At 72.3% G+C, this 24,941-nt stretch carries 21 protein-coding genes; 12 read left to right on the forward strand and 9 right to left on the reverse strand.

Features of this window, described 5'->3' with window-relative positions; genetic code table 11:
- Positions 1-123 precede the first annotated feature (123 nt).
- The 5 genes from valS (at position 124) to cydD (ending at position 9,174) form a co-directional block, all read left to right on the forward strand.
- Positions 124-2,748, forward strand: a complete 2,625-nt coding sequence (gene valS / locus ACPPVX_RS04835) for a valine--tRNA ligase (protein ID WP_426573762.1) — start codon at positions 124-126, stop codon at positions 2,746-2,748.
- A 20-nt stretch (positions 2,749-2,768) separates the two neighbouring features.
- The gene (locus tag ACPPVX_RS04840; RefSeq protein ID WP_426573763.1) at positions 2,769-3,011 is read left to right on the forward strand and encodes a DUF5522 domain-containing protein; all 243 of its coding nucleotides are present in this window, start codon (positions 2,769-2,771) and stop codon (positions 3,009-3,011) included.
- Between the two features lie 173 nt (positions 3,012-3,184).
- Positions 3,185-4,681 carry a cytochrome ubiquinol oxidase subunit I gene (locus tag ACPPVX_RS04845; RefSeq protein ID WP_426573764.1) on the forward strand — a complete coding sequence of 499 codons (1,497 nt, stop codon included), beginning with the start codon at positions 3,185-3,187 and terminating at the stop codon, positions 4,679-4,681.
- A 12-nt stretch (positions 4,682-4,693) separates the two neighbouring features.
- Complete coding sequence (cydB, locus tag ACPPVX_RS04850; protein ID WP_426573765.1) at positions 4,694-5,710, forward strand: cytochrome d ubiquinol oxidase subunit II; 1,017 nt, start codon at positions 4,694-4,696, stop codon at positions 5,708-5,710.
- Positions 5,635-9,174: a thiol reductant ABC exporter subunit CydD gene (gene cydD / locus ACPPVX_RS04855; RefSeq protein ID WP_426573766.1), complete on the forward strand. Its 3,540-nt coding sequence runs from the start codon at positions 5,635-5,637 to the stop codon at positions 9,172-9,174. The genes cydB and cydD overlap by 76 nt, the downstream gene beginning before the upstream one ends.
- On the opposite strand, the gene ACPPVX_RS04860 is transcribed toward cydD, so the two are convergent.
- The 3 genes from ACPPVX_RS04860 to ACPPVX_RS04870 form a co-directional block, all read right to left on the reverse strand.
- Positions 9,160-9,444: a hypothetical protein gene (locus ACPPVX_RS04860; RefSeq protein WP_426573767.1), complete on the reverse strand. Its 285-nt coding sequence runs from the start codon at positions 9,442-9,444 to the stop codon at positions 9,160-9,162. The genes cydD and ACPPVX_RS04860 overlap by 15 nt on opposite strands.
- A 42-nt stretch (positions 9,445-9,486) precedes the next feature.
- On the reverse strand, positions 9,487-10,503 hold the full coding sequence (locus tag ACPPVX_RS04865) for a mechanosensitive ion channel family protein (RefSeq protein WP_426573768.1): 1,017 nt from the start codon (positions 10,501-10,503) through the stop codon (positions 9,487-9,489).
- Between the two features lie 78 nt (positions 10,504-10,581).
- The gene (locus ACPPVX_RS04870; RefSeq protein ID WP_426573769.1) at positions 10,582-11,673 is read right to left on the reverse strand and encodes an FKBP-type peptidyl-prolyl cis-trans isomerase; all 1,092 of its coding nucleotides are present in this window, start codon (positions 11,671-11,673) and stop codon (positions 10,582-10,584) included.
- A gap of 86 nt (positions 11,674-11,759) precedes the next feature.
- On the opposite strand from ACPPVX_RS04870, the gene ACPPVX_RS04875 reads away from it, so the two are divergent.
- Positions 11,760-13,223, forward strand: coding sequence for a lytic transglycosylase domain-containing protein (locus ACPPVX_RS04875; RefSeq protein ID WP_426573770.1), 1,464 nt, complete (start codon positions 11,760-11,762; stop codon positions 13,221-13,223).
- A 6-nt stretch (positions 13,224-13,229) separates the two neighbouring features.
- Here ACPPVX_RS04875 and ACPPVX_RS04880 read toward each other — a convergent pair whose 3' ends face one another.
- Positions 13,230-13,745, reverse strand: coding sequence for a methylated-DNA--[protein]-cysteine S-methyltransferase (locus tag ACPPVX_RS04880; protein WP_426573771.1), 516 nt, complete (start codon positions 13,743-13,745; stop codon positions 13,230-13,232).
- A 117-nt stretch (positions 13,746-13,862) separates the two neighbouring features.
- On the opposite strand from ACPPVX_RS04880, the gene ACPPVX_RS04885 reads away from it, so the two are divergent.
- The 5 genes from ACPPVX_RS04885 to ACPPVX_RS04905 are packed head-to-tail and all read left to right on the forward strand — an operon-like array spanning position 13,863 to position 18,206.
- Positions 13,863-14,849 (forward strand): ABC transporter ATP-binding protein, encoded by a 987-nt coding sequence (locus ACPPVX_RS04885; protein ID WP_426573772.1) that lies wholly within the window; start codon positions 13,863-13,865, stop codon positions 14,847-14,849.
- A complete protein-coding gene (locus ACPPVX_RS04890; RefSeq protein WP_426573773.1) occupies positions 14,846-15,682 on the forward strand; it encodes a hypothetical protein in 837 nt (278 codons plus the stop codon). The genes ACPPVX_RS04885 and ACPPVX_RS04890 overlap by 4 nt, the downstream gene beginning before the upstream one ends.
- Before the next feature lie 3 nt (positions 15,683-15,685).
- Entirely contained in the window at positions 15,686-16,105 is a 420-nt protein-coding gene (locus ACPPVX_RS04895) for an MmcQ/YjbR family DNA-binding protein (RefSeq protein ID WP_426573774.1), read from the forward strand.
- 9 nt (positions 16,106-16,114) lie between these two features.
- Complete coding sequence (locus tag ACPPVX_RS04900) at positions 16,115-16,942, forward strand: alpha/beta fold hydrolase (protein ID WP_426573775.1); 828 nt, start codon at positions 16,115-16,117, stop codon at positions 16,940-16,942.
- Positions 16,943-16,991: 49 nt separating this feature from the next.
- Entirely contained in the window at positions 16,992-18,206 is a 1,215-nt protein-coding gene (locus tag ACPPVX_RS04905; protein WP_426573776.1) for an amidohydrolase family protein, read from the forward strand.
- A 75-nt stretch (positions 18,207-18,281) separates the two neighbouring features.
- Here ACPPVX_RS04905 and ACPPVX_RS04910 read toward each other — a convergent pair whose 3' ends face one another.
- A complete protein-coding gene (locus ACPPVX_RS04910; protein WP_426573777.1) occupies positions 18,282-19,169 on the reverse strand; it encodes a DMT family transporter in 888 nt (295 codons plus the stop codon).
- 413 nt (positions 19,170-19,582) lie between these two features.
- On the opposite strand from ACPPVX_RS04910, the gene leuA reads away from it, so the two are divergent.
- A complete protein-coding gene (gene leuA, locus ACPPVX_RS04915; protein ID WP_426573778.1) occupies positions 19,583-21,304 on the forward strand; it encodes a 2-isopropylmalate synthase in 1,722 nt (573 codons plus the stop codon).
- A 152-nt stretch (positions 21,305-21,456) separates the two neighbouring features.
- On the opposite strand, the gene ACPPVX_RS04920 is transcribed toward leuA, so the two are convergent.
- From ACPPVX_RS04920 to ACPPVX_RS04935, 4 genes are all read right to left on the reverse strand, one after another.
- Complete coding sequence (locus ACPPVX_RS04920; protein ID WP_426573779.1) at positions 21,457-21,933, reverse strand: cupredoxin domain-containing protein; 477 nt, start codon at positions 21,931-21,933, stop codon at positions 21,457-21,459.
- Between the two features lie 133 nt (positions 21,934-22,066).
- Positions 22,067-22,897, reverse strand: coding sequence for a GNAT family N-acetyltransferase (locus tag ACPPVX_RS04925; protein ID WP_426573780.1), 831 nt, complete (start codon positions 22,895-22,897; stop codon positions 22,067-22,069).
- On the reverse strand, positions 22,894-23,532 hold the full coding sequence (locus tag ACPPVX_RS04930) for a hypothetical protein (protein ID WP_426573781.1): 639 nt from the start codon (positions 23,530-23,532) through the stop codon (positions 22,894-22,896). Before ACPPVX_RS04930 ends, ACPPVX_RS04925 begins: the two co-directional genes overlap by 4 nt.
- Entirely contained in the window at positions 23,529-24,839 is a 1,311-nt protein-coding gene (locus ACPPVX_RS04935) for a hypothetical protein (protein WP_426573782.1), read from the reverse strand. The genes ACPPVX_RS04930 and ACPPVX_RS04935 overlap by 4 nt, the downstream gene beginning before the upstream one ends.
- Positions 24,840-24,941 lie beyond the last annotated feature (102 nt).

The following is a 24,941-nucleotide window of genomic DNA, read 5'->3' on the forward strand; positions in this document are numbered from 1 at the left end:
TCCCCCGAACTTTCTGTGATCGCCCGGGCCGACCGCCGGCCGATCACAGCAAGTTCGGCGGAGGGCGAGCGAGGGCGAACGGGTTCGGAGGGGTCGCGGGACGGCCGGTACCGTTGGACCCCTATGCCGACGCCGAACGTTCCCGACAAGCCGTCCCTCGAGGGTCTCGAGGCGCGCTGGGGCGCGGTGTGGGACGAGCAGGGCACGTACCGCTTCGACCGCACCGCCGAGCGGGCGCAGGTCTTCTCGATCGACACGCCGCCGCCCACCGTGTCGGGCTCGCTGCACGTCGGCCACATCTTCAGCTACACGCACACCGACACCGTCGCCCGCTACCAGCGCATGCGCGGCAAGGCCGTCTTCTACCCCATGGGCTGGGACGACAACGGCCTGCCCACGGAGCGCCGCGTCGAGAACTTCTTCGGCGTCCGCTGCGACCCCACGGTCCCCTACGCCGAGGGCTACGCGCCGCCCGCCCAGCCTGGGAAGAAGCGCCACGACTTCGAGGCGATCAGCCGCCGCAACTTCGTCGAGCTGTGCGAGCAGCTCACCCTCACCGACGAGCAGGTCTTCGAAGACCTCTTCCGCCTGGTCGGCCTGTCGGTCGACTGGAGCCTCACCTACACCACGGTCTCCCAGCGGTCGCAGCGCACGAGCCAGCGGGCGTTCCTGCGCAACCTGGCCCGGGGCGAGGCCTACTCGTCCGAGGCGCCCAGCCTCTGGGACACCACCTTCCAGACGGCCGTCGCCCAGGCCGAGCTGGAGGACCGCGAGCGCCCCGGCGCCTACCACGACCTCGCGTTCCACCGCACCGACGGCGGCGGCGACATCGTCATCTCCACCACCCGGCCCGAGCTGCTCGTCAGCTGCGTCGCCGTGGTCGCCCACCCCGACGACGAGCGCTACCAGCCGCTGTTCGGGTCCACGGTCACCACGCCGGTCTTCGGGGTCGAGGTCCCGGTCCTGGCCCACAAGCTGGCCGAGCCCGACAAGGGCACCGGCATCGCCATGATCTGCACCTTCGGCGACCTCACCGACGTCATCTGGTGGCGGGAGCTGCAGCTCGACACCCGCGCCAGCATCGGCAAGGACGGCCGCTTCCTCCGCGAGGCGCCCGAGTGGCTGCCCAACGACGCCGCCAAGTCCGCCTACGACCAGTTCGCCGGCAAGGCCTCAGGCGGCGCCCAGCAGGTCATGGTCGAGCTGCTCACGTCGAGCGGCGAGCTCCTCGGCGAGCCCAAGAAGATCAGCCACCCGGTGAAGTTCTACGAGAAGGGCGACAAGCCGCTCGAGATCGTCACCACCCGCCAGTGGTACATCCGCAACGGCGGCCGCTCCGAGGAGCTGCGCTCGGCGCTGCTCGCCCGCGGCGCCGAGCTGGTCTGGCACCCCGACTACATGCGCCACCGCTACGACAACTGGGTCGGCGGCCTCAACGGCGACTGGCTCATCTCCCGCCAGCGCTTCTTCGGCGTCCCGATCCCGCTCTGGTACGCCCTCGACGCCGACGGCCAGCCGAACCACGACCAGCCGCTCGTCCCGGCCGAGGCCGACCTGCCGATCGACCCGCAGAGCCACGTCCCCGCCGGCTACACCGCGAACCAGCGCGACCAGCCCGGCGGCTTCAGCGGCGACCCCGACATCATGGACACCTGGGCCACCTCGTCGCTCACCCCGCAGATCGCCTGCGGTTGGGAGGAGGACGAGGCCCTGTTCGCCCAGACGTTCCCCATGGACGTCCGGCCCCAGGCCCACGAGATCATCCGCACCTGGCTGTTCTCCACGGTCGTCCGCAGCCACTACGAGCACGGCACCGTCCCGTGGGCCAACGCGGCCCTGTCCGGGTGGATCCTCGATCCCGACCGCAAGAAGATGTCGAAGTCGGTCGGCAACGTCGTCGTGCCCACCGACCTGCTCGAGCAGCACGGCTCCGATGCCGTCCGCTACTGGGCGGCCGGCGGCCGGCCGGGCACCGACACCGCGTTCGACCCGGGGCAGATGAAGATCGGCCGCCGCCTGGCCATCAAGGTCCTCAACGCGTCGAAGTTCGCCCTGGGCGCCGGCGACGCCCCCGCCGGTGCGGCCGTCACCGAGCCCATCGACCTCACGATGCTGGCCGAGCTGGCCGCGCTGGTCGACGACGCCACCCGCGCCTTCGAGGCCTTCGACTACGCCCGAGCCCTGCAGCGCACCGAGGAGTTCTTCTGGAGCTTCTGCGACGACTACCTCGAGCTGGTCAAGGGCCGCGCCTACCGCGACGACGATCCCACTGCGATCTCCGCCCGCGCCGCCCTGCGCACCGCGCTCAACACGCTGCTGCGCCTGTTCGCCCCGTTCCTGCCCTACGTCACCGAAGAGGTCTGGTCGTGGTGCCGCACCGACGACGGCGCCCTCCCCGGCTTCGAGGCGCCGTCGGTCCACCTCGCGGCCTGGCCCGAGGCCAACGCCCTGCGCGCCCTCGCCGGCGACCAGCCCGGCGCCGACGGGGTTCCGTCGGTCCTGGCCGTCGCCGCCGACGTGCTCGGCCGCATCCGCAAGGCCAAGTCCGACGGCAAGGTCTCGATGCGCGCCGACGTCGAGTCGATCACCGTCACCGACACCCCCGACCGCCTCGCGGCGCTGGCCCTGGCGCTGGGCGACGTCCAGGCCGCCGGTTCGGTCGCGGCCGTCACCACCCGCGAGCTGGCCGCCGACGGCGAGGCCACCGTCGACGTGGTCCTCGCGCCGGTCCCGGCCGCCGAAGGGTGAAGCCGGGCCCGAGCGGGCCCATGCGACGCGGGTGGCGCCTCGAGCCCCACCCCAGCCGCCTCGCGCTCGACCACCCGCGCCGGGCCGACATCCTCGGTCGCCACGAGCGGGCGAGCGACGCCGGGCTGTCCACCTACGTCGACCCGGGCAGCGGGTACACCGTGCTCACCGCCCGCTACCTCGCCGAGCGCGGCTACTGCTGCAGCCAGGGGTGCCGCCACTGCCCGTGGGAGTGCGCCGACCAGGACCCCGAGGGGCCCTGACCCGATCCGGTCCGACCACCGAACGGCCCCGCGCCGGCTGAGCACCAACGCGCTCGACCTTCCATCGGTGTCACAGATCACACGCCATCGACCCATCACCTTCACCGATGCATGGCCTACCCTGGACGTATCGTTCGAGGACGAGCGGTGCCCAGCGTCAGAAGGAGCCGGCCATGAACGTGGTGACCCTGTCTCGATGGCAGTTCGGGATCACGACCGTGTACCACTTCTTGATGGTGCCGCTCACGATCGGGCTGGGCCTGACGGTGGCGTACTTCCAGACCCGGTGGTACCGCAGCGGCGACGAGGCCTACCTCCGCCTCACCAAGTTCTTCGGGAAGCTGTTCCTCATCAACTTCGCCATGGGCGTGGTCACGGGCATCGTCCAGGAGTTCCAGTTCGGCATGAACTGGGCCCGGTACTCCCGGTTCGTCGGCGACGTGTTCGGTGCGCCGCTGGCCATGGAGGCACTGGTCGCCTTCTTCTTGGAGTCGACGTTCCTCGGCCTGTGGATCTTCGGCTGGGACCGCCTCTCCCCTCGCCTGCACCTCGCCACCATCTGGGCCGCGGCCATCGGCGCCGCGCTGTCGGCGTACTTCATCGTGGCCGCCAACTCCTGGATGCAGCACCCCGTCGGCGCCATCTACAACCCGGCCACCGGCCGCGCCGAGCTCACCGACATCGGCGCCGTGCTCACCAACTCCACCACCCTCGCCGCCTACCCGCACGTGCTGGCCGGCGCCCTGCTGACCGCGGCCGTGTTCGTCGGCGGCGTGTCGGCGTGGCTGCTCATGCGCGACCGCCCGATGCCCGACGCCGACCACGTGGCCCTGCACAAGGCGGTGCGCACCTCGATCTACCTGACGTTCGCCATGGGCATCGCGGTCGCCGTCAGCGGCGACTACCAGGCCAAGCTCATGTTCGAGCAGCAGCCCATGAAGATGGCGGCGGCCGAGGCGCTGTGCGACACCGAGCAGCCCGCCGGCCTGTCGGTGTTCGCGGTGGGCAACGTGGGCGCCGAGTGCGACGTGCGGACCGTGGTGGTCCCGCGGCTCCTGTCGTTCATGGCCACCGGCACGTTCGACGGGAAGGTCGAAGGGGTCAAGGACATCAACGCCCGGTACCGCGAGAAGTTCGGCCCCGGCGACTACCGCCCCAACCTCGTCATCACGTACTGGGGCTTCCGGTCGATGATCGGGTTCGGCGCCATCGCCTCGTTCGGTGCCGTGGTCGCCTGGTGGAAGACCCGCAAGGGCAAGCAGCTGCCCACCGACAAGAAGTGGCTGCGGGTGGGGTCGATCGCCGTGATCGCCACGCCGTTCATCGCCAACGCCACCGGCTGGATCTTCACCGAGATGGGGCGCCAGCCGTGGGTGGTCGCCCCCAACCCGAAGGGCATCCCCGAGCTGCGGCTCATGACCGCCAACGCCTCGTCGCCCAGCGTGTCGAGCGGCATGGTCATCACCACGCTGGTGGGCTTCGCCCTGCTCTACGGCGTGCTGCTGGTCGTCGAGATCCTCCTGCTGCGCCGCTACATCTCCGCCGGGCCCGAAGGGGTGATGCCCTACGTGGCGCCCCCGCCCGATCCCGACGATCCCGATGCCGAGCCGGGCGACGGCAGCTCCCCATCCGACGAGCGCGAGGCCGACGTGCTGGCCTTCGCCTACTGACCGGGGACCGTGATGGAGCTCACCACGTTCTGGTTCATCCTCATCGGCGTCCTCTGGACCGGCTACTTCTTCCTGGAGGGCTTCGACTTCGGCGTCGGCATGCTCCTCCACCCGCTCGGGCGCACCGAGACCGACCGGCGCATCCTCATCAACACCATCGGGCCGGTCTGGGACGGCAACGAGGTGTGGCTGATCACGGCCGGCGGCGCCACGTTCGCGGCGTTCCCCAACTGGTACGCCACCCTGTTCTCCGGGTTCTACCTGGCGCTGTTCCTGATCCTCATCGCCCTCATCGTGCGAGGCGTGGCGTTCGAGTACCGGGGCAAGGTCGACAGCGCGCGCTGGCGCCAGCGCTGGGACCTCTGCATCGCGTTCGGCTCGTGGGTCCCGGCGGTGCTGTGGGGGGTGGCGTTCGCCAACATCGTCGCCGGCGTGCCGATCAACCGGCACGGCGACTTCACCGGCACCTTCTTCACCCTGCTCAACCCGTTCGCCCTGCTCGGCGGGGCCGTCACCGCCTCGCTGTTCCTCCTGCACGGGCTGCACTTCGTGGCGCTGAAGACCGAGGGGCCGATCCACGACCGGGCGAAGCTGGCCGCCCAGCGGGTGGCGCCGGTGGCCATCGTGCTCGGGGCCGTGTTCCTCATCTGGAACCAGGTCGAGCGCGGCGCGGGGTGGACCTGGGGCCCGGTCCTGGTGGCCGCGGTCGCCCTGGTGGCGTCGCTCGTGGCGATCCGCGCCGGGCGCGACGGCTGGGCCTTCACCGCCACCGGCATCGCCATCGCCGCCGCGATGATCGCCCTGTTCGGGGGCCTGTACCCCGACGTCATGCCCTCCTCCACGGACCCGGCGTTCAGCCTCACGGTCCACAACGCCAGCTCGACCGCCTACACGTTGCGCATCATGTCGTGGGTTGCTGCGATCATGACCCCCGTGGTCCTCGCGTATCAGGCATGGTCGTACTGGGTGTTCCGCCGCCGGATCGGCGAGCGGCACATCCCTGCGGTGCACGTGCCCGGACAGCCCTGACCCCCGAGGCGGCGGCCCCTCAGCCGTCCGAACCCCGCGGGCCGCTCGATCCCCGGATCCTCGGCCTGTCCCCCGCGCTGCGCACCCACCTGGTTGCCTGCGCGTCGTTCGCCGTGCTCGTGGCCGCGGCCATCCTCGTCCAGGCCGAGGCGCTGAGCCGCTACCTGCCGCGGCTGGTGCGCGGCGAGCACGCCGCGGTGACGCCACTGGCCGCGTGGCTGGTGGCCGCCGCCCTGGTGCGCATGGGCGCCGCCGCCCTCACCGAACGTTCGGCCACGCGCGCCTCGATCGCCACCCGGACGGTCGTGCGCACGCGGGTGCTCGACCACCTCGCCCGCATCCGCCCCGACCAGCGGGCCGCGCTGGGCCCGTCGCGGGTGGGCGCGCTCACCACGACCGCCCTCGATGCGCTGGAGCCCTGGATCCGCACGTACCTGCCCGCGCTCATGCTCGCCGTGGTCGTGCCGCTGGCGGCGGGGCTGCGGATCCTGCTGGCCGACCGCTGGTCGGCGCTGATCCTGATCATCGTGGTGCCGCTGGTGCCGTTCTTCATGGTGCTCATCGGGCGGGCCACCGAAGCCCAGCAGGCCAAGCAGTGGGACTCGCTGCAGCGCCTGGCCGGCCGCTTCCTCGACGTCATCACCGGGCTGCCCACCCTGCGCCTCTTCGGGCGGGCCGAGGCCCAGGTCGAGCGGGTGCGGGTGGTCACCGACCGGTACCGGCAGGCCACCGTGCGCACGCTGCGGGTGGCGTTCCTGTCGGCGCTGGTCCTGGAGCTGCTCGCCACCCTCACGGTCGCGCTGGTGGCGGTCACCCTGGGCCTGCGGCTGACCCACGGCTCGATCTCGCTGCAGACGGCGCTCATCGTGCTGCTGCTCGCCCCCGAGTGCCTGCTCCCCATCCGCCGGGTCGGCGCCGCGTTCCACGCGTCCACCGCCGGCACCGATGCGGCGGTCGAGATCACCGAGGCGCTCGCCCTGCCGGTGCGGCCCGAGGGCACCCTGGCCGCCCCCACCGATGGTCCGCTCGTGGCCACCGACGTGTCGGTCACCGACCACCGGCGCGGGGTCCGGCTGGCACCCGTGTCCCTGCGGCTCGACGCCGGTGAGCTGGTCGCCCTCTCCGGGCCGAGCGGAGCCGGCAAGTCGACGCTCCTCGACGTGCTGCGCGGCGCGCTCGATCCCGACGGCGGGCAGGTGCTCGTGGGCGAGCGGGCCATGAGCGAGCTCACCGCGTCGGCCCGCACCGCCGCGGTCACGTGGGTCCCCCAGCACCCCCAGCCGTTCGGGGCCACGGTGGCGTCGGCGGCGGCCCTGGGCCACGCTCCCGGCGCGCCCACCGACCGGGCCGTGGCCGCCGCCCTCGACCAGGTGGGCCTGACCGCCCTCGCCGACTCGCTGCCCACGCAGATCTCCGGGGGCGAGCGCCGCCGCCTGGCCGTGGCCCGGGCGCTGGTGGGCGTGCACCTCGGCACCGTGGGCCACCTGCTGCTCGACGAGCCCACCGCCCAGCTCGACCCGGTCGCCGCCGATCGGGTGATCGCCGCCCTGCGCTGGGCGGCCGACGCCGGGGTCGGCACGCTGGCGGTCACCCACGATGCCCGGCTCACGGGCGCGGCCGACCGCGTGGTGGCCGTCGCCGCCGCTGTCGGCTCGCCGGATCCCACGGCCGCCCCGGCACCGATCGCGTCGGCCCCGGCGGCCCGGCCCCGCCCGCTCCCGCTCGACACGTTCGAGGAGATCGACGCGCTCGAGCCGGTCGCCTCGGCCGCCGGCGCCTCCGCCTCCCCCGGCGCCATCCGCTGGCTGCTGCGCGCCGCCCGCCCGCAGCGGGCCCGGCTCCTCGGCGCCCAGCTGCTCGGCGTGCTCACCGAGGTGTGCACGGTGGGGTTGGCGGCCACCGCGGCGTGGCTGATCATGCGGGCGGCCGAGCACCCGGACTTCGCCGACCTCGCGGTGGCCGCCGTGGCGGTCCGCACGTTCGCCATCGGCAAGGGCGTGCTGCGCTACGGCGAGCGCCTCGCGTCGCACGACGCCACCCTGCGCCTGCTGGCCGACCTGCGGGCCACCGCCGTGGCCCGCCTGGCCCGCCTCGCCCCCACCGGGCTGCCCGACGGCGGCCGGGGCGAGCTGCTGACCCGGCTGGTCGACGACATCGACCGGCTCCAGGACCTCTTCCTCCGGGTGCTCGGCCCACTGATCTCCACCCTCGTCGTTGCGTGCGGCGCCGCGGTGCTGGCCGGGCTGATCGACCCCGCAGGCGGTGCCGTGCTGGCCGTGGCCGTGCTGGTCGTGGGGGTGGCCCTGCCGGGCGTCGCCCACCGGGCCACCCGGAGGCGGGGGGCGGCGCTCGCCGACGAGCGCGGCGCGGTGGCGGCCACCACCATCGACCTGGCCGAGCACGTCGAGGAGCTGGTGGCCTGCCGGGGCGAGACCGCCTGGCGCGACCGCATCGAGACGGGCGCCCGGCGCGCCGACGCGCTCGACTCGGCCCAGGGCCGGGTCTCGTCGTCGGTCGCGGCCGTGGCGGCCGCCGCTCCCGGCCTGACGTGCGCGGCGGTGGTGGCGGCGGTCGGACCGGCGCACCACGGCCTGTCCGGACCGGCGCTCGGCGTCCTGGTGCTCCTCCCGCTCGCCGTCATCGAGCTGCTCGCCCCGCTGAGCGCGGCGGGCGACGTGCTCGCCCGCGTCGAGGCGTCAGCCGCCCGGGTGCTCGCCATCCTCGACCGGCCCGATCCCGTGCCCGAGCCGGCGGCACCGGTCGACCCGCCCACCGATGGGGGCCTGGCGCTCCGCCACGTCGACGTCGGCTGGCCCGGTGCTGCCGCCCAGGTGACGGGCATCGACCTGGCGCTGGCCGAGGGCTCGCGCACCGTGATCTCCGGGCCCAGCGGCTCCGGCAAGTCCACCATCGCCAACACCCTCGTGTCGTTCCTGACCCCTGCGGCCGGCGACTACCGCATCGGCGGTGCTCCCGCCCCCGACCTCGGCGGCGAGGCGGTGCGGCGCCTCGTCACGTGGTGCCAGCAGGACCCGTGGTTCGCCGACTCCACGCTGGCCGACAACCTGCGCGTGGCGTCGTCCACCGCCACCGATGCCGACCTGTGGGATGCCCTGCGCGTCGTCCACCTCGATCGGTGGGCCGAGGGCCTGCCCGACGGCCTGGGCACCCGGCTGGAGCGCGACGCCGAGGCCATGAGCGGAGGCGAGCGCCAGCGCCTGGCCCTGGCCCGCGCCCTGCTCGGCGGCCACCGCGCCATCGTCCTCGACGAGCCCACCGCCCACCTCGACGCCGCCACGGCGAGCGCCGTGCTCGCCGATCTGCTGGCCGCCAGCCGCGACCAGGCCGTGGTGGTCATCGCCCACGAGGGCGACGCCGCGGGGATCGCCGACCAGCACGTGCTCGTGCCGGCGGCGGGAGGGCCGTCGCGGTGGCGAGCGGCCGGAGGATCAGCCCAGGGGTGAGGCGCCGCTGGCAAGGCCGAAGTACGCCGCCAGGATCAGCCCGATCACCAGGCCGACGAGCAGCGGGATGAGCACCCAGCGGTCGCCACCGGATCCGTGGTCGTCGTGCGCGTCGTGACCGTGGTCATCGTGCGCGTCGTGACCGTGGTCGTCGTGGTCGTGGCCGGCCACGACGTCGTCGCCCTGGTGACCGCCGACGGGCTCGCCCTCGCCCGGGTGCTCGTGCGGGACCTCTTCGTCGACGGTGGAGGAGTCGTGACCAGCAGCCATCGGCCCAGCATTCCCCACCAGCGGGGGGTGACGCCACCTGGGTCAGCGGGGCGGGACGTTCTGGCGGACGAACGTGGAGGGCGGGAGGTCGATCCCCGCCTCGGCCAGGGCCTCGGCGATGCGCACCCGCAGCAGGCGGCTGACGCGCCACTGGGCGCCGGGCCGGGTCTTGCCCTGGACCCGGATGGTGGCGGCGTCGGGGCCCAGGTACTCGATGCCCAGCACCTCGGGCTCGCCCAGCACGTCGGGCGCCGCCTCGCGGAGCTCCCACACGGCGGCGGCGGCGTCGCCGATCACCTGGGCCGCCCGCTCGAGGTCGGCCTGGGGCGACACGGCCACGTCGAGCACGGCCCGCGCCCACTGCTGCGACTTGTTGCCCACCCGGCGGACCTCGCCGTTGGGCACGTGCCAGACGGTGCCGTTCTGGTCGCGCAGGCGGGTCACCCGCAGCGTGACCTGCTCGACCGTGCCCGACGCCTCACCGAGGTCGACCACGTCGCCCACCCCGAAGTGGTCCTCGATGAGCATGAAGAAGCCGGACAGGAAGTCCCGGACCAGGCTCTGGGCGCCGAAGCCGAGGGCGATGCCCACGAGCCCGGCGCCGGCGATGAGCGGGCCGAGGTCCCAGCCCAGGACCCCGAGGATGTAGATGACGGCGAACACCCCGATCACCCCGGAGGCCACGCTGCGCAGCACGCCGGTGATGGTCATGGCCCGGGCGGCCGACCGCATGTTGACCTCACCGGTGTCGACGAACGGCGGGTGCTCCTTGGTGAAGAAGCGGTGCTTGTGCTTCGTCTCGCTCTCGTGCATCCCCTGGATGCGCTCGCCGAAGCGCCGGATGGCCCGGCCCACGAGCTGGTTGACGATCCACGCGACCAGCAGGATCCAGAGGATCTGCAGCGGGACGTCGGTGATCCAGTCGACGAACTTGGCCAGCGCCTGGTTGTGGGTGTGCTCGAACACGAACTGGCAGGCGTTGCCCGGCTGAGCGGAGCACGCCTTGGCCAGCTGCACGGGGTCTTCCGCGCCCAGCAGGGTGGTCAGTGGTGGTGCCATGGCTGGTCAACCCTACCGAGGGGCCTCACCGGCGGCGGGAGACCCGGCCGGCGGGAGCCGACCGGGATCGCCGGGAGATCAGCCGGCCGAGGCCGTGGTGGTGGTCTCGGCGCCGGCCGGCGTGGTGGTGGTGGTGGTCGAGGCCGGCGGCGTGTCGGAGACCTTGATGATCTTCACGATGAACGTGAGCGGATCGCTGGGGCCGATCGAGGGGGGCGAGCCGGCGGTGCCGTAGCCGTCCTCGAACGGGATGTCGACCTGCACCGTCGAGCCCTGGGCCTGGCCGTTCAGGCCCTCGGTCCAGCCCGGGATCACGCTGAACGCGGTGTCGGTGGGGGTGGCGTCGGCCATGGCGATGGTGATGGGGTCGGCCCGGTCCCAGGACGAGTCGAACTGCTGGCCGGAGGCGCAGGAGAAGCCGGCGTAGTCGACCGTCAGGTAGCTCTTCTTGGTGGCCTTGGGGCCGTCGCCCGGCACGAGGACCGTGGTGACGACCTTGTCGGTGGGGGCCTTCACCGGCATCTTCACCTGGGTGGGCTTGCCCTCGCGGGTGCCGGCCGGCACCGTCGTGACCGCGTTGCAGTAGGTGGGGGTGTCGGTCAGCGAGATGAGGTCGGCGATGAAGACCAGGTCCTCGTCGGCGCCGATGCCCTGGGCGGCGTTGCCGTCCTTGCCGTAGGCCTCGGCGGCCGGGATCACGATCTGGCGGCGCTCGCCGACCTTCATGCCGGTCAGACCGGTCTCGAGCCCGGCGATGAGCTGGTTCTGGCCGAGGCGGACGGTGAGCGGCCGGTCGGTCGTGAAGGTGTTGGTGAAGTCCTTGCCGTCCTTGGCGGTGGCGCCCACCACGTCGACGGTCAGGTACATGGTGCTGTCTGCCGTGCAGGCTCCCTTGGGTGCCGCGGTGACCGTGGTCTCGGTGGTGGCCTTGCCGGCCTTGGTGCCCGCCTTCACGACCGGGACGTCGGTGGTCTTGCGATCGACCTGGCTGACGGTGCAGCCCAGGCCGTCCTTGGCCACCTTTCCGCCGAGGGAACCACCATCGCTGCTCCCGCAGGCGGCGAGCAGGAGGGTGATCGCCACCGCGCCGAGGGCGAGCAGGCGGCCGCGAGGGGCGCGGTGAGGGCGACGGTTCGCCGACGCGGCAGTCGAAGGTGCAGTGCTGGACATGGGGTCGAACCCTAATCAAGCGGCTGTCGCTCGCTCGTGTCGCCAGGGGCGGGCGGCGCCGGATGCCTCCGGTAGCGTCACCCTCCGTGCCGGGCAGCAGGAGAGGTCGACGCACCGCACCCGCCACCGCCCTCGCCCTGCTCCTGGGGACCGCGGCGCTGGTCCCGTCGACGAGGCCCGCCGCGGCCCAGGCCGATCCCCCCGCCGATGCGCCCATCGACCTGGTCGCCATCCGACCGATCGACACGCCCGGCGTCGACCCGGTGCTCGATGGCGTCGCGGTCGAAGCCACGGCGGCCACCATCCGGGCGGCCACCGACCTCGTGCGCGCCGCGTCCGACCAGGCCAAGGCCCAGCGGGCGCTCACCGACACCGGCCAGGCCCGCACCGAGGTGGCCGCACGCCGCGGGACGGCGGTCCAGGCAGCCGAGGACGCCCAGCAGGCGCTCGACGCCGCCACCGCCGCCCAGGCCGCCGCCCAGCAGGTGCTGGTGGAGCGTCAGGCCGCCGAGCGTCCCCTCCGGACGCGCTACGAGACAAGGCGCCGGGAGCTGCGGAGCCTGGCCGCCTCCCTCTTCACGGCGCCGCCCGAGGACCCCTACGCCATCCTCGGCACGTTCGCCGACATCTCCAGAGCCGAGCGGGCCGACGCCCTGCGCGACCGCGGGGCCGCCATCCAGACGCGCTTGTTCGACCAGGCCGAGCGGCCGTGGGTGGCGGCCACGCGCGCCGTCGCCCGTCAGCAGCGCCGGGTCGACCACGCCACGGCCGCCGCCCGTGCGGCAGCGAAGACGGCCAGCGATCGCGCCGCCCAGCGCGACCACCTCGACGAGGACCTCCGCGCCGCCCAGGCGGCCGTCGACGGCGCCCAGGCCCACGTCGACGAGGCCACCGCCGCCTCGCAGGCGGTGCTGGTGGAGCGCCGACGGGCCCGGCTGCCGGCCCGGGTCGAGGGGCTCGACCTCCCGCTCGTGGCGCTCGACGCCTACTGGCGGGCCGCGGCCCTGGCCCCCTGCGCCATCCCGTGGTGGGTCCTGGCGGGCGTGGGTCGGGTGGAGAGCCGCCACGGGAGCGCCTTCGGCAGCAAGCTCACGGTCGACGGCGACACCACCGTGCCCATCCTCGGGATCCCGCTCGACGGACGGCCGGGCACCATGGCAGTGCCCGACACCGACGGCGGGCTGCTCGACGGCGATGCCACCTGGGACCGGGCCGTCGGACCGATGCAGTTCCTGCCGGGCACCTGGGGCCGGTGGGCCGTCGACGACAACGCCGACCGCAAGGCCGATCCGCACAACCTCTACGACGCTGCCGGCGGCGCCGCCCGCTACCTGTGCTTCGGGCGCGGCGACCTCGACACCACCGCGAAGCTCCGCGGCGCGCTCCTCGCCTACAACCGGTCGAACCCGTACGTGGCCGACGTCTTGGCGAAGGGCGGCGCCTACCGCGACGCCCTCGACCTCCCCGACGTTCCGGACCGGCCGGCGGCCACGGCAGGATCGGCGCCGGGGTCGGGGAACGGATCCCGCGCCACCGACACCGGGAACTGACCGCCCTCAGCCGAACGGCAGGGTGCCGGCCTCGAGGTCGAGCAGGAACCGCTTGCGGTCCATGCCGCCGCCGTAGCCGGTGAGGCTCCCGTCGGCGCCGATCACCCGGTGGCAGGGGACGATGATCGAGATGGGGTTGCGACCGTTGGCCAGGCCCACCGCCCGGAAGCCGTTGGTGGCGCCGATCTCGCGGGCCACGTCACCGTAGGTGCAGGTGGTGCCATAGGGGATGGCTCGGAGCTGCTGCCACACCCGCAGCTGGAACTCGGTGCCCGACGGACCGAGCGGCAGGTCGAACTCGGTGCGCTCGCCGGCGAAGTACTCCTCGAGCTGCCCCGTCGCTCCGGCGAAGGCGCCGTCGTCCCGCAGGAGCCCCTCGGTGGGATCGTGGTCGTGGCCGGTGCCGGTGAAGTAGCAGCCGGTGAGCGTGGTGCCGTCGCCGGTGAGGATCAGGTCGTCGACCGGGGACGAGACCCGCGTGTAGCGATCGGTCGTGGGGGCGGCGGGTGCTTGGGTGACCATGGGACCGACGGTACGCCCATCCGGTGGCTCCCACTGGCGGGAATCGGACAGGTGGACCGGCGGGGCGCGGGCCGACCGGTACGGTGGCCCGCCAACGTCCTCGACCGGAGCAGGTCCATGATCGAAGCGAGAGGCCTGACCAAGCGGTACGGGTCCACCACGGCGGTGAACGACCTGAGCTTCAAGGTCGAGAGCGGGCGGGTCACCGGGTTCCTCGGCCCCAACGGCGCCGGCAAGTCCACCACCATGCGCATGGTCCTGGGCCTCGACCGGGCCGACGCCGGCGCGGTCCGCATCGACAGCAAGCGGCTCACCGACTTCCGCCTCCCGATGCACAGCGTCGGGGCCCTCCTCGACGCCTCGTACCTCCACCCCACCCGCAAGGCCAAGGACCACCTGTGGGGGCTCGCCGCGTCGAACGGCCTCCCCCGCACGCGCGTCGACGACGTGCTCTCCCTGGTCGGCCTGTCCGAGGTGGCGAACAAGCGGGTCGGCGCGTTCTCGCTCGGCATGAAGCAGCGGCTCGGGCTGGCCGGCGCCATGCTCGGCGATCCGCAGACGGTCCTGTTCGACGAGCCGGCCAACGGCCTCGACCCCGAGGGCATCTTGTGGATGCGCCACTTCCTCAAAGGCCTGGCCGGCGAGGGGCGCACGGTGTTCGTGTCCAGCCACCTCCTGTCGGAGATCGCCCTGGTGGCCGACGACCTCGTCGTCATCGGCAAGGGCGAGCTGATCTTCCAGGGGCCCGTCGGCGCGTTCGTCGACGGCGCCGCCAAGAAGTGGGTCACCGTCCGCAGCCCGCAGCTCGAGCAGATCGCCGCCGCGCTCCACCAGGCCGGCCACGAGGTGGTCGCCTCCGGCCCCGGCGCCATCGACGTGGTGGGCCCCACCGCCGCCCAGATCGGTGAGGTCGCCGCCGGCCTCGGCGCCACGCTGCACGAGCTCAGCCCGCAGACCGCGTCGCTCGAGGACGTGTTCCTCGAGGTCACCGCCGGGGCCCAGGAGTACCGCGGCCAGGGCGACCCCGGCCTGGCGACGCCGCCGCCCCCGCCGCCCCCACCGCCACCGCCCGCGTCGCCGGCTCCGGGAGGGACCGGGTCGTGATCCACCTCCTGCGATCCGAGTGGATCAAGTTCCGCAGCGTCCGATCCACCGTCGTCGTCCTGGCGCTGGCCGGTGTGCTGGTCGTGCTCATCGCCGTGCTCACGGCCAACCACCTCAACTCCGACACCAGCACCATCCACTGCGAGCAGACGTCGCAGTCCACGCCCGCGCCCGGGTCGGCCACCACCGTCCCCGATCCCGGCAACGCCTGCGGACCGGGCTTCGAGGTGGTCGTCGGCAACCAGACCACGCACCTCACCGACATCACCCTGGGCGTGCTGTTCGCCACCCTTCTGTTCGGGGTGCTGGGGGTCCAGGTGATCGGCCAGGAGTACCGGTTCAACACGATCCGGCCCACCTTCACGGCGGCACCCCACCGCTACCGGGTGATGGCCGCCAAGATCATCGTGGTGTCCGCCGCCTGCGCGGCCATCGCCGCGGCCATGCTCGCCGTGTGCTGGCTGGTGGGGTCGGTGATGCTCGACGGCTTCGTGCTCGATGGCACCGACCGGCGCGTCATGTGGGCCACGGTCCTGTTCGCGGCGCTGTGGTCGGCCGCCGGCGTGGGCATCGGGGCCATCGTGCGCCAACCGATCGCCGGCATCTTGATCATGGTCGCCGAGTCGCTGATCATCGAGGGGCTCGTCGGCAACATCTGGAAGGGCACGCAGAAGTGGCTGCCGTTCAACAACGGCATCCAGATGACGGTCCGCCCCGACCAGGGCAGCACCACGCACCTCCAGTCGCTCCTCGGCGGCGGCCTGTACTTCGCCGCGTTCTGCGCGGGGCTCGTGATCATCGGGGCCATCCTCGTGAACCGGCGCGACGCCTAGGCCATGGCCACCGCTCGCCAGGTCGACAAGGCGCTCCGCGAGGTGCGGGCCGCCTGCGCCGCGCTGCCCGAGGTGACCGAGCGACCGAGCCACAGCGCCCCCACCTTCTTCGTCCGGGACAAGAAGTCGTTCGTGATGTTCCACGACGACCACCACGGCGACGGGATCCTGGGCATCTGGTGCGCCGCACCCCCCGGCGCCCAGGCCGAGCTGATCGACACCGAGCCCGAGCGCTTCTACCGGCCCGCCTACGTGGGCCACCGCGGGTGGATCGGCGTGCGCCTCGACGTGGCGCCCGACTGGGCCGAGCTGCGCGACATCGTCACCGAGGCCTACCGGCAGGTGGCGCCCAAGACCCTCGTGGCCAAGCTCGACGCCGCGTCCGGCGCCGGCGATTCGGACGGCCCGCCCGTGGCCGACTAGCACCGGACCATGCGCGTTCCCTCCACCGACGGCGTCGACCTCGAGCTCCACGACTTCGGCGGCGACGGCCCCACCCTGCTCGTCGCCCACGCCACCGGCATGTGCGCCGGCGCCTACCTCCCCATGGTCCCGATCCTGGCGAAGGCCTTCCACGTGTGGGCCGTCGACTTCCGGGCCCACGGCGACTCCACCGCGCCCACCACCGGAGACCTCGCCTGGACCGGGATGGCGGCCGACGTGCTGGCCGTCGTCGACGCGCTCGGCGGCGACCCCGTCGCCGGCTTCGGGCACTCGATGGGCGGCGCCAGCCTCATCGCCGCCGAACTGCGGCGGCCCGGGCTGCTCACCGGCGCCTACCTGTTCGAGCCGATCATCGTGCCCAGCTCGTGGGGCCCCGACTCGGGCGCCAACCCCTTGGCCATCGCCGCCCGTCGCCGTCGACCCGGGTTCGCCACGCGCGACGACGCCCTCGGCCGCTACGCCCGCCGCCCGCCGCTGGGGGGCTGGCGGGCCGACGCCCTGGCCGCCTACGTCGACCACGGGCTCGCCGATGCACCCGACGGCAGCGTGGTGCTCAAGTGCACGCCCGAGCACGAGGCCCAGACGTTCGAAGGCGCCCACAAGGCCACCATCGAGCAGATCGTCTCGGTCGCCACCCCCACCGTGATCGCGCGCGGCGGCCGCGAGGGCGAGTTCGGGCCGGCCGGGTTCTCCGGCCTGATCGCCGACGCGCTCCCGGCGGGCGAGCTGCGCCGCTACGACGAGCTGAGCCACTTCGGGCCCTTCGAAGACCCGGTGCTGCTGGCCCGAGAAGCCGTCGCCTTCCTCTCAAACTGAAACACGTTCTAGTCTGGAGGGGTACGGCCCAGCGCCCAGGGAGCGAGCCATGTCCGACCCCACCACCGTTGCCAACAACGCCTTCGAGGGCGCTCACGGCTACCGGCCCTTCGATGCCGACAACCACTACTACGAGGCGCTCGACGCGTTCAGCCGCCACCTCGACCCCAAGCACAAGGCCCGCGTCTTCGACTGGGCGGTTATGGGCCGCCGCACGTACCCGGTGCTCGGCGGCAAGGTGTTCCGCGGCGTCAAGAACGCCACCTTCGACCCGGTCGCCTACCCCGGGGTGCTGGCCGACTACTTCCGCGGCAACCCCAAGAACGAGGACCCGCTCGAGCTGCTCAGCCGCCACGAGCCCATCCGGGCCGAGTACCGCGACCGAGACGCCCGCCTCGTCGCCATGGACGAGCACGGCCTCGACAAGGTCTGGCTCTTCCCCACCCTCGGCATGATCTACGAAGACGCCCTCAAGCACGACCCCGAGGCCGTGATGCTCCTCTTCACCGCCTTCAACCGCTGGCTCGACGAGGACTGGGGCTTCGCCTACCAGGACCGCATCTTCGCGGCGCCGTACTTCACGCTCGTCGACGTCGACTGGGCCTGCGCCGAGCTCGAGTGGGCCATCGAGCGGGGCGCCCGCACGATCGTGACCCGCCCCGCCGCCGCCGTCACCGCCGACGGTCCCTTCTCCCCCGGCAACGTCCGCTTCGACCCGTTCTGGGCCCGGGTCAACGAGGCGGGGATCACCGTCGTCGTCCACGCCGGCGACAGCGGGTACACGTCGCACGGCTACGCCACCGACGGGTTCACCACCGACTTCGCCGGCGTGCCCCAGCCCATCCGCATGATGCAGCTCGAGCGCCCCATCGAGGACTGGCTGTCGGCCCTGGTGTGCGACAACCTCTTCCACCGCTTCCCCAACCTGCGGGTGGCGTCGGTGGAGAACGGGTCGAAGTTCCTGCCCGGGATGTTCGAGCGGCTCCAGGTGCTGGGCCGCAAGATGAACGGCTGGTTCCCCGAGGACCCGGTCGAGACGTTCCGCCGTCACGTGTGGGTCAACCCGTTCTGGGAGGATCAGGTCGACGACGTGATCCAGGCGTGCGGCGTCGACCGGGTCATCTTCGGGTCCGACTGGCCCCACATCGAGGCCCTTCCCAACCCGCTCGACTACGTGGCCGAGGTGCTCCACCTCCCCGCGGCCGACCAGAAGCTGATCCTCGCCGACAACGTCGCCGCCCTCAACCAGCTCCAACCCGCCTGACCCGCCACGCCGCCAGACCCCTCTTTCTGGTCGATCCTCCCCCTCCTCGGGGGAAGATCGACCACAAGATCCGGGTCAGGGCTCGGGGATGAGGATCGGGCCGTCGTCGGTGCGCTGGCCGGCGGCGAGCCAGCAGCCGGCCAGGACGATGGGGAGGCCGAGGAGCTGGCCGGCCGACAGGGTCTCGCCGAGGATGACGACGCCGAGGGCGAGCGCGATCACCGGGTTGATGAACGTGATCACCGTGGCCCGGGCGGGTCCCACCTCGCGGATGAGGGCGAAGAACACGACGAACGCGATCGCCGTGCACACGATCGCCAGCGCGAGCAGCGCCTCGAGGCTCCGGTGCGTGGGGGTGCCGTCCTGCGTGAGCGCGGCGATCGGCGTGTAGACCACCGCCACCATGCCCAGGGCGAGCGTGGCCAGGCCGATGCCGGGGACCGCCTGCAGCTTGCGGTCGGTGATGAAGGGAGCGATCGAGTAGCAGACGGCGACGATGAGGACCTCGACCACGTTGACGAGCCGGACGTCGCCGTCGCCGCCCGCCGCCCCCACCACCAGGGCGACGCCGGCCAGCCCGAGGACCAGCCCGAGGATCCGGCTGCGGGTGAGGGCGTGGTGGTCGCCCAGCACGTACGAGACGATCGCACCGAACAGGGGGACGGTGGCAACCAGCAGCCCGGTCAGGCCCGACGGGAGGGTCTGCTCGGCATGGCCCAGCAGGATGAACGGCACCGACATCTCGATCGCCGCGAAGGCGAGGATCCACCGCCAGTGCTGGAGGGCGATCCGCAGCGAGCCCTGGCGGATGGCGAGCGGCAGCAGCAGGAGGGCGGCGATCCCGGTGCGCCCCGCCACCACCGTCGCCGGCGCCAGGGACTCCACCGCCACGGAGATCAGCAGGTACGGCAGCCCCCAGATCACCGACATGGTCGCGAACAGGATCAACCCGCGGCGGCTCACCGAGAGATCATGGCCGCTGCCGACCCACCGGCCGCTTGCTTTGTGGTCGATCCTCCCCGCCCACGGTGGAAGATCGACCAGCCGAGGCGGGCTGCGGCGGGCTCTGGTCGATCGTCCACGCCCAGGGTGGAAGATCGACCAGCGGAGCGGAGGCGGGTGGGTGGGTTGCCAGTTCGGCTCGGGTGGGCGCATACTGGCGGTGATGCGTCCTTCCGCCCACCTCCTTCTGCTTATGTAGGCACGTGCTCGCCGCACCGCGGCACGTGCCTACGCTCCTGCGCCCTCGGGCCGGGAGCTTTCTTCGTTTTCGGGCCACGGTGCGGCCCACCCGCCACCCCAGCGAGGCGCCCAAACCCTGGCGCGGCCCGCTCCGCACACAAGACTGAACCCAGAACCCGAGAAGCGAGACCGAGATGCCCCCGCAGCCTGCGACCCCCAAGAAGATGCCGTTCGAGAAGTACGCGCCGTACATCCCGCTCGATCTCCGCGACCGCACCTGGCCCGACCACCGCCTGACCAAGGCCCCGAAGTGGTGCGCGGTCGATCTGCGCGACGGCAACCAGGCGCTCATCGACCCGATGGACCCGAGCCGCAAGCTCAAGATGTTCAACACCCTGGTGGCCATGGGCTACAAGGAGATCGAGGTCGGGTTCCCGTCGGCGAGCCAGACCGACTTCGACTTCGTGCGCCAGCTGATCGAAGAGGACCTCATCCCCGACGACGTCACCATCCAGGTGCTGACGCAGTGCCGCGACGACCTGATCCGCCGCACCTACGAGAGCATCGCCGGGGCCCGCGAGGCCATCGTCCACTTCTACAACTCCACCTCCACCCTGCAGCGCAAGGTGGTCTTCGGCCTCGACAAGGCGGGCATCACCGAGATCGCCGTCAACGCCGCCAAGCTGTGCCGGAAGCTGGAGGAGGAGGTCCCCGAGAACCGCATCCGGTACGAGTACTCCCCCGAGAGCTACACGGGCACCGAGGTCGAGTACGCGGTGGAGATCTGCGATGCCGTGGCCGAGGTCATCGAGCCCACGGCCGACAAGAAGCTGATCATGAACCTGCCGGCCACGGTGGAGATGTACACGCCCAACCTGTACGCCGACACCATCGAGTGGTTCCTGCGCACGGTCCGCAACCGCGAGGCCATCACCTTGTCGCTGCACCCCCACAACGACCGGGGCTGCGCCGTCGCCGCCGCGGAGCTGGGCGTGCTGGCCGGCGCCGACCGCGTCGAGGGCTGCCTGTTCGGCAACGGCGAGCGCACCGGCAACGTCGACCTGGTCACGCTGGGCCTCAACCTGTTCGCCCAGGGCATCGACCCGGAGATCGACTTCTCCGACATCGACGCCATCCGCCGTGTCGCCGAGTACTGCAACCGCTTGGGCGTGCACGAGCGGCACCCGTACGCGGGCGACCTCGTCTACACCGCGTTCTCCGGCTCGCACCAAGACGCCATCAAGAAGGGGTTCGCCGCCCTCTACGCCGGCGCCTCGGCGGCGGGCGTCGAGAACCCGGCCAAGGACTACGAGGCCTGGGGCGTGCCGTACCTGCCCATCGACCCGGCCCACGTCGGCCGCACCTACGAGGCGGTGATCAGGGTCAACAGCCAGTCCGGCAAGGGCGGCGTGGCGTACATCATGGAGACCGAGCACGGCTTCGCCCTCCCCCGCCGCCTGCAGATCGAGTTCTCCCGCACCATCCAGAACATCGCCGAGGACTCGGGCACCGAGATCACCCCCGGCGCCATGTGGGATGCGTTCTCGTCGATCTACCTGGCCGACGACGCCCCGCTCGTGCTGCGCTCCAGCGAGCTGGCCACCGACACGAACGGCAACACGTCGATCACCGCCCACCTCGTGGTCGACGGCGAGCCGGTCACGGTGACCGGTGCCGGCAACGGGCCCATCGCCGCGTTCGTCGACGGCATCAGCCACCTCGGCATCGAGATCGACGTCGTCGACTACGTGGAGCACTCCATGGGTGCGGGCGCCGACGCCACCGCCGTGGCCTACGTGGAGACGGTCGACGCGGCCAGCACCGTGCGCTGGGGCATCGGCACCGACCCCAACATCATCACGGCCTCGCTCAAGGCGGTGCTCGGCGCCGCCGCCCGGGCCCGCGCCGGAGCCTGAGGGCCAGACCATCGTCGGCGGGCGGGAGGCACAACCCGCCCCGCCCGCCGACGGGTGAGCCCAGCGCCCGAGGGAGGCGCGGGTTCGATGGTGTCGATGGCCGGGCGAGGGTCCCGTCTGCCCCCGCCCGGCCGATCGATGGTGTGGGGGGGCTAGGCGGTCACCGTGATGGTGGCGGTCTTGCTGGTGAGGTCTTCGGTCATCGTGTAGGTGCCGGGCGCGTCGATGGTGAAGCTCTCGATCAGGCCGCCGGTGATCGTGTAGGTGTCGGACGAGTCGCCGAACTTCACGGCGTTGACCCCGTCGCCACCGTTCTTGACCGTGAACAGCTCCCCGACGTTCACCTCGAGCGAGGTCGGGTCGAAGCCACCGTCGCTGGTGAAGGTGAACGTCTTGTCGGCGGGCGCCTCACCGTCGGCCAGGGTGACCTTGCCGGTCCCCTGGGCGGTGTCGCCCGAACCGCTGTCCGCCGCCGTGGTGGTGGCGTCGCCGCTGCCGCCATCGGCCGCGGTGGTGGTGGCCTTGTCGTCGGACGAGCTGTCGGAGGCCCCGCTGGACCCGCACGCGGCGACCCCCAGCAGGAACGAGGCCGTGAGGGCGACGGCGGCGAGGCGACGGGGGAAGGACATGGGCTGGCTCCTGGAGGGTGCGACCGAGAAAGGCGCATGGTTCCACGGCCGTCCCCCCGCACCTAGGGGTCACCGGTCCCAAGCCGGTCCCAACCTGCGGCGGGACCGCCGCGACCGGTAGGACCGGGAGCTGTCAGCGGGCCCGCACCCGGCCCTGGAGCAGATCCCAGCGCTCGAAGAACTGCTCGCGGTACAGGGCGTACACGTGCAGGTCGTGGTAGCGCCCGTCGAAGTACTCGTGGGCGACGAACGTGCCCTCGTGGGCCAGCAGCTCGGACCGGTTGCGGATGAGGCCGTCGTTGAACGCCGGGACGAGGAGGTAGAGCTTCCGCAACGGCCACATGGTGAAGGCGCGGAACACGGTCAGTGCCACCCCTTCGGCCAACCAGCTGCGCACGTGCGGCGAGCCCAGGACCATGAGCTGCGCGTGCCCGTCGCGCTCGTGGTAGTCGGCGATGCGCACCAGCCCGAGCAGCTCTCGGGACCGGCGGTCGATCACCACCTGCTGGAGGACCGCATCGTGCCAGAGGCGCTCCTCGAACTCCCCCAGGCTGACGGTGCGGCCCCGGGGCCACCAGCTCACCGCGTTGCGGCTGGTGCCGGCGAGGTGGTGGAGCACGGGCACGTGGTCGGGCTGCACCGGCGCGACCGCCACGTGGCGGCCCTCGACCTGGAGCACGTCGAGCGGGTCGGCCGGGCGCACGGGTGGGGGTGGCTCGACCCGGTCGTCGGGGCGACCGGCCGCGTACCACCGGTCGATCTGGTGGTGGAGGTCGCCGAGGGTGGTCCACGACTCGACCAGCTCGTCGGGGAGGGGCACCCCCTGCTCCTCGACGTGCAGGAGCAGCAGGACCAGGCCGAGCGAGTCGAGGCCGGCGTCGGTGAGCGGGGTGTTGGGCCCGACGCCCTGGAGGTGGAGGTCGGCCACCTCGGCGATGAGGGCGAGGAGCTCGTCGAACGTCATGCGGGCCCCCACGGGCTGCCGTAGTCCGGCATCTCGCAGGGCTGCTCGTCGCACATAGCCCATGACACCGGGAAGTCGCCGATGTAGGTCTGGTCGCCCACCCGGTAGGTGACCCGGATCCCATCGAACCAGGCGCGCGTGCCGGTCTGGTAGCGGACGCCCATCAGGACGTCGACGCCGAGAGGCCGCTTGGGATCGTCGGGGCGGACGGGCACCTCATCGATGGGCCGGTACCCCGTGCGCGCCGGCTTCGGCAGATCGGCCGGCGGGTAGCCGTGCGAGCCGATGGCCTGGCCGAAGTGCCGGTGCGGGCCGGCTGCCGATGTCCCGATGACCTCGAGGTTGGCGGAGTGGGCGATGGGTTCGACCTTGATCAGGTGCGCCGTGTCTCGTCCGGTCTCGGACACGATCACCGATGCCGTGTAGGGCATGCCTGGCGACTTCACGACGACACTGGCGCCGTACGCGCTCGTGGCGGTGAGGGGGTACTTGTGCTGCCCAGGCCGGTCCTCGTACCGGATCGGGAACCGATGGTGGTCGGCACAGCCGGTGACGAGGAGGAACAGGACGAGGAGCAGCGGCCACCGCCGCCGGGGCCTTGGGCCGGCACGGCGGTGGCCGAGCGCGGGGCTCACGCCTGGGTGTTCGAGGTGAAGACGCGGGTGGACTTCGTGGGCGAGTTGCCGTTCCCGCACACGAACGAGGCCGCCTTGCCGGTCTTCCACTTCTGGCTGACCGCGCTGCTGAAGCCGGACCGGGCCCGGAGCCCGATGCCGTGGACCGAGAGGCCCCCGACCCAGGTCTGGGCCTTGTTCGACGAGCGCTTGAACTCGCCGCCGGCCTCGACGGTCTGGCGGTAGGTCCAGTCGTTGCCGCCGCAGTACTTGACGCTCGTGCTCCTCCCCCGCCGGATGCCACCGTTCCACCCGTAGGGCAGCGCGGTGGTCCAGTACGAGTAGGAGTAGCCGTCGGTGCACTCGTGCAGCTCGTCGTGGTACTGGAAGTTGCCGTAGACGAACAGGTGCTCGTCGGTGTGGAGCGGGAAGCTGTTGGCGGCGGCGTTGGTGTGCGAGACCTTGTACGCACCGTCGACCTTCCACGGCCCGCCGCTGAGGCTGACCTCGGTGCCCAGCTCGGTGTCGCTGGCGTTGGAGTACGCGAACTCGCCGTTGAACAGCGACGAGTCGTGCACCTCGCCGACGATGGACGAGACCTGGTAGCTGCTCACCGTGTGCGACGAGCAACCTCCCATCGAGGGCGCGGCGGCGGGGGCCGCGCTGGCCCGGGCGGCCTGCTGAGCGGCGGACAACGGCGCGGTGGCGATCGACGCGACGAGATCGACCGCCGGGTTGGTGGCGTCGGTCGTGGTCGTCCAGTTCCCGGGGTCCTGGTGATAGGTCCGGACCAGCGAGGTGGTGAACGCCTTGCCCTGGAAGGTGCCGGCGATCATCAGGTTGACGTTGCCCTGGCCGATCATCTGGGCGACCATCCGCGCCGTGACCTGCGGGTTGATGGAGTAGGTGCCGCTGGAGGTCAGCACGGCGCGCGCGATGGGCGACATCGAGACCGTGCCGTCGGCACCGGCGGACTCGTCGGCGAGGTACACGAGGAGCTCGCCACCGCCCGAGCCCCCGGAGGGACCGGTGACCGTGCCATGGATCAGCACCGGGCCGCCCGTGGCGATGAGGTCGGTGCTCGCGCCGGCCGCGGCGATCATCTCGGCATGGGAGGGCGGCGCCTCCAGGACGTAGTGCCCGGGCTGTTCGTTCTGGGACTCGAGGTCGGCCGTCACGTCGGCAGGAACGATGCCGTTGTCGGGTTGGTTGGCCCCGGGGTCGGCTTCGGGGGTGTCGGCCGAGGCGGGGTGGATGCCGCCCGGGACCAGCCCCGATGCGGCAAGGGTGGCAGCAGCGGCCAGCGTGAGGCCCGTACGTCGCTTCATGGTTCTTTCCATCCGTCGTTGGAATGCATGTCAGCGGGGTGGCCTATACGTATTCGTATCAGTCACCCGAAGGGGGCGTCAACGACCGTGCTGGTGGGCGCC

This window comes from Aquihabitans sp. McL0605, from assembly GCF_049993875.1.
Lineage (GTDB): Bacteria > Actinomycetota > Acidimicrobiia > Acidimicrobiales > Iamiaceae > Aquihabitans.

Bases quoted from the DNA above. Each gene is read 5' to 3' on its own strand.
- valS (WP_426573762.1), top strand. From the start codon at position 124: ATGCCGACGCCGAACGTTCCCGACAAGCCGTCCCTCGAGGGTCTCGAG.
- ACPPVX_RS04840 (WP_426573763.1), top strand. From the start codon at position 2,769: ATGCGACGCGGGTGGCGCCTCGAGCCCCACCCCAGCCGCCTCGCGCTC.
- ACPPVX_RS04845 (WP_426573764.1), top strand. From the start codon at position 3,185: ATGAACGTGGTGACCCTGTCTCGATGGCAGTTCGGGATCACGACCGTG.
- cydB (WP_426573765.1), top strand. From the start codon at position 4,694: ATGGAGCTCACCACGTTCTGGTTCATCCTCATCGGCGTCCTCTGGACC.
- cydD (WP_426573766.1), top strand. From the start codon at position 5,635: ATGGTCGTACTGGGTGTTCCGCCGCCGGATCGGCGAGCGGCACATCCC.
- ACPPVX_RS04860 (WP_426573767.1), bottom strand. From the start codon at position 9,444: ATGGCTGCTGGTCACGACTCCTCCACCGTCGACGAAGAGGTCCCGCAC.
- ACPPVX_RS04865 (WP_426573768.1), bottom strand. From the start codon at position 10,503: ATGGCACCACCACTGACCACCCTGCTGGGCGCGGAAGACCCCGTGCAG.
- ACPPVX_RS04870 (WP_426573769.1), bottom strand. From the start codon at position 11,673: ATGTCCAGCACTGCACCTTCGACTGCCGCGTCGGCGAACCGTCGCCCT.
- ACPPVX_RS04880 (WP_426573771.1), bottom strand. From the start codon at position 13,745: ATGGTCACCCAAGCACCCGCCGCCCCCACGACCGATCGCTACACGCGG.
- ACPPVX_RS04885 (WP_426573772.1), top strand. From the start codon at position 13,863: ATGATCGAAGCGAGAGGCCTGACCAAGCGGTACGGGTCCACCACGGCG.
- ACPPVX_RS04895 (WP_426573774.1), top strand. From the start codon at position 15,686: ATGGCCACCGCTCGCCAGGTCGACAAGGCGCTCCGCGAGGTGCGGGCC.
- ACPPVX_RS04900 (WP_426573775.1), top strand. From the start codon at position 16,115: ATGCGCGTTCCCTCCACCGACGGCGTCGACCTCGAGCTCCACGACTTC.
- ACPPVX_RS04905 (WP_426573776.1), top strand. From the start codon at position 16,992: ATGTCCGACCCCACCACCGTTGCCAACAACGCCTTCGAGGGCGCTCAC.
- leuA (WP_426573778.1), top strand. From the start codon at position 19,583: ATGCCCCCGCAGCCTGCGACCCCCAAGAAGATGCCGTTCGAGAAGTAC.
- ACPPVX_RS04920 (WP_426573779.1), bottom strand. From the start codon at position 21,933: ATGTCCTTCCCCCGTCGCCTCGCCGCCGTCGCCCTCACGGCCTCGTTC.
- ACPPVX_RS04925 (WP_426573780.1), bottom strand. From the start codon at position 22,897: ATGACGTTCGACGAGCTCCTCGCCCTCATCGCCGAGGTGGCCGACCTC.
- ACPPVX_RS04935 (WP_426573782.1), bottom strand. From the start codon at position 24,839: ATGAAGCGACGTACGGGCCTCACGCTGGCCGCTGCTGCCACCCTTGCC.